The organism is Sandarakinorhabdus sp. (genome assembly GCF_031422795.1).
Classification (GTDB): domain Bacteria; phylum Pseudomonadota; class Alphaproteobacteria; order Sphingomonadales; family Sphingomonadaceae; genus Sandarakinorhabdus.
In genome coordinates this window covers 1-3,599 of record NZ_JANPML010000262.1, presented here as the reverse complement: position 1 = coordinate 3,599, position 3,599 = coordinate 1, and the positions used below count along the sequence as shown (strand labels likewise).

At 65.0% G+C, this 3,599-nt stretch carries 3 protein-coding genes; 1 reads left to right on the top strand and 2 read right to left on the bottom strand.

What is annotated here, in order from left to right; all coding sequences use genetic code 11:
• Positions 1–176: 176 nt before the first annotated feature.
• Both thiL and nusB read right to left on the bottom strand, forming a co-directional pair.
• The gene (thiL, locus tag RMO81_RS09480) at positions 177–1,109 is read right to left on the bottom strand and encodes a thiamine-phosphate kinase (RefSeq protein WP_310475596.1); all 933 of its coding nucleotides are present in this window, start codon (positions 1,107–1,109) and stop codon (positions 177–179) included.
• A gap of 5 nt (positions 1,110–1,114) precedes the next feature.
• Complete coding sequence (gene nusB / locus RMO81_RS09475; RefSeq protein ID WP_310475595.1) at positions 1,115–1,567, bottom strand: transcription antitermination factor NusB; 453 nt, start codon at positions 1,565–1,567, stop codon at positions 1,115–1,117.
• Between the two features lie 145 nt (positions 1,568–1,712).
• Here nusB and RMO81_RS09470 point away from each other — a divergent pair, with 145 nt between their 5' ends.
• A complete protein-coding gene (locus RMO81_RS09470; RefSeq protein WP_310475594.1) occupies positions 1,713–3,215 on the top strand; it encodes a replicative DNA helicase in 1,503 nt (500 codons plus the stop codon).
• Positions 3,216–3,599: the final 384 nt, after the last annotated feature.

The following is a 3,599-nucleotide window of genomic DNA, read 5'->3' as shown; positions in this document are numbered from 1 at the left end:
GAACAAGGAAGCAGAGCCTCCGGCGGGCACGGCAGAGGGCTGGACCCCTTTGTTTGTCCGCCCGCCAGGGTCAATTTTAGTGATTGGGGGCGCGCCAACAAAAGTGGGTCCAGGGGCTCAGCCCCTGGCCGCCGGAGGCCCTCTTCCTGATGCGTTCAGCTCAACGGGATGTGGTATTAACCGTGCTCCCAGCCCAGCCGGGCGGGGAGTGGCACCGACTGGCCGGCAAAGCTGAGCATCACACCAGAACCAGCGGCCACCGTGCCGATGCGGGTCACCAGCGTTTTGGTGGGAGCGGCCAGCGCGGCCATGTCGGCATCGGCCGGCGCCGTGAACAGCAGTTCGTAATCATCGCCGGCCGTCGCCCGCGCCAGCACTTCATCCAGTCCGGCAGCGGAGCGCGACAGCGGCACGGCGGCCAGATCGATGCACAGCGCCACGCCGCTTGCCGCGGCCAGCCGGTCAGCATCGATCAGCAGCCCATCTGAAACATCCATGCCTGCCGTCGCCATGCCGCCCAGCACGGCCCCCAGCGCGAGGCGCGGCGTCGGGCGGCGGAAGCGGTTCAGCAGCGGCTTGTCGAACGGCGCTTCGCCTTTGGCCACGGCGAGGCCCAGCCCGGCATCGCCAATCGTGCCCGAAACCCAAACGGCGTCGCCCGGCTGCGCGCCCTTGCGGCCGAGCGCCCGGCCCGGTTCGACCCAGCCAATGGCGGTCAGGCCCAGCACGGCCTGCGCCAAGCCAGACACGGTATCGCCGCCCCAAAGTTCGACGCCGAAATGATCGAGCGCCCGCGCGAGGCCGGCAATGAAGGCGTCACGCCAGGCATCGTCTTCAGCAGCTGAAAGGCCCAGGCCCAGCAGCACACCCGCCGGGGTGGCCGCCATCGCGGCCAGATCGGAGAGGTTCACCGCCAGCAGCTTCCACGCCACATCCGATGGCGGATCATCGGCCAGATAATGCACGCCGGCGGCCAGTACATCATGGGTGAAGACCAGATTGCGGCCCAGCGGCGGCATCCACACCGCCGCATCATCAGCAAAGCCGCGCGCGGCGGGCGAGGTCGCCAGCGCGGCGCTCAGGCGGGCGATGAAGTCCCGCTCTGCCATCTGCGTCAGCCGCGCACCCGGCGGGCCAGCGTGTCGAGCAGGCCGTTGACGAACTTGGCTTCCTTCTCGTCGTGGAAGGCGTGGGCAACATCAACATATTCGTTGATGACCGTCGCTGCCGACACATCCGCCCGCGCCACCAGCTCGTACAGCGCCGCACGCAGCAGGGCGCGCATCGGCCGGTCGAGCCGGTTCAACGACCAGCCTTCGGCCAGGCCACTGCTGATCAGTTCGTCTAGCTCGGCCTGACGGGCAGCAACGCCGGCCACCACATCGTCGAAGAACGGCTCATCGGCGGCGAGATATTCGGCGCCTTCGATTTCCTGGCCCAGCCGGTGGGCGTGGAACTCGGTCAACAGCTTGGGCACGGTCTCGCCGCGCATCTCCAGCTGGTACAGTGCCTGCACGGCAGCCAGGCGGGAGGCCGAACGGCCACGAAAATCGGGAATGTTGCTCACCGCGGCGGCCTTACGCGATTGTGGGAGGCCCCGGCAAGCGGCGCGACTTGTCCCGATGCTGTGCACGGCTTGTCCACAGGCCTGCCCACCGCGAAATTTTGTCCTGCGCCTTGGCTTTGCCAGAGCGTTGCGCGATGACCACCCGATGGCCAGTATTCCCCCTTCAATCACCCCGCTTCGCATTGTTGATGGCGGGCAGGGCACGCCGACCCTGCCGCAAAATCTGGAAGCCGAAGCCGCCCTGCTTGGCGCGCTGATGATCGACAACCGGCTGGTGGAAGACGTCATCACCAAGCTGAAATCCGAACATTTCGCCGACCCACTGCACGGCCGCATCTATGCCGCAGTGCTCACCCTGTCGGCCAAGGGCATGGCGGCGACTCCGGTGACGCTGAAGCCGATGTTCGACGCCGATCCGGCCATCGCCGAACTGGGCGGCCCTGGCTATCTCGCCAGCCTCACCCAGAATGGTGCCGCACTGCTGGCGGCACGTGATTTTGCGAGCCAAATCTATGACTTGGCCCTGCTGCGCGAGCTGATCCGTGTTGGCCGCGAGATGGTGACGGAGGCCAGCGACACCAGCAAGGATATCGCGCCGATCACCCAGATCGAAGCCGCTGAAATGGCGCTCTACAAGGTCGCCGAAGCCGGCGAAGTGCAGGGCGCGGTCAAGACCTTCCGCGAAGCCGCGATGGAAGCCGTGGCCCAGGCCGATCGCGCCAAGCGCTCAGGCGGGCATCTGTCGGGTTACACCACTGGCCTCACCGGCCTGAACGAAAAAATGGGCGGCCTGCACAAGTCAGACTTGCTCATCCTCGCCGGCCGCCCGGCCATGGGCAAGACCAGCCTTGCCACCAACATCGCCTTTGCCTGCGCCCAGCGTTTCGCGCAGGACCGGGCGCGCGGCATCGAGGCGGAGAAATCCTCCGGCGCACCCGTAGCCTTCTTCAGCCTCGAAATGTCGTCCGACCAGCTCGCCACCCGCATTCTGGCCGAACAATCCGAAGTGAACGGCGAATCGCTGAGGATGGGCAAGATTTCCGATGACGATTTCACCCGGCTGGCCCGCGCCTCCAGCGATCTGGCCGCGCTGCCGCTGTGGATCGACGATACGCCCGGGCTTTCGATTGCCGCCCTGCGCACCCGCGCCCGCCGGCTGAAGCGCCAGCATGGCATCGGGCTGATTGTCGTCGACTATCTGCAGCTGCTCACCGGGTCCAAGAACAGCGGCAGCGACAACCGCGTGCAGGAAATTTCCGAGATCACCCGCGGCCTGAAAACACTGGCCAAGGAACTGCAGGTGCCGGTGATCGCCTTGTCGCAGCTCAGCCGTGCCGTCGAAAACCGCGAGGACAAGCGGCCGCAGCTCGCCGATCTGCGCGAATCCGGCACCATCGAGCAGGATTCAGACATCGTGATGTTCGTCTACCGCGAGGAATATTATCACAGCCTGAAACAGCCCGATCCCGAAGATGGCGACAAGCACATGAAGTGGCGGGAAAAAGCCGAAAAAATCTTCGGTCTGGCCGAGGTGATCATCGCCAAGCAGCGCCACGGTGCCACCGGCACGGTGCCGCTGACCTTCATCAAGCAGTTCACCAAATTCGCCGACCGCGCCGAAAGCGAGTTCGGCGGAACCGGTTATTGATAGCTGGTCCCTCTCAAGCTAAGCTTTTCGGGATTCTGCATTGGCACGGTTTCAAGAACGAGGAAAAATGCCTCCGGCGGGCAGGCCTGAGGCCTGCACCCATTTGTCTTGCTTGCGCCTTTTGCTCAAATTTCGTCGTGCGGCGCGCGCCAACGAAAGTGGGTCCAGGGGCTCAGCCCCGGGCCTGTCACGCTGGCGAAGGCCAGGGCGGAGGCACTTCTGCTTGATCCCACGGATCATTCCTACGGAAACTTGGGTTAATCGTCGCCCGACCACTGAGCGGCTGAAATCCCCGTCATTTCGCCACTATCCGGCCTGAAGGTGAATGCGCATCGCATCGTCCTATCTTCGTTGGCACTGGTCACCGGACAAAACGCCTGCCAG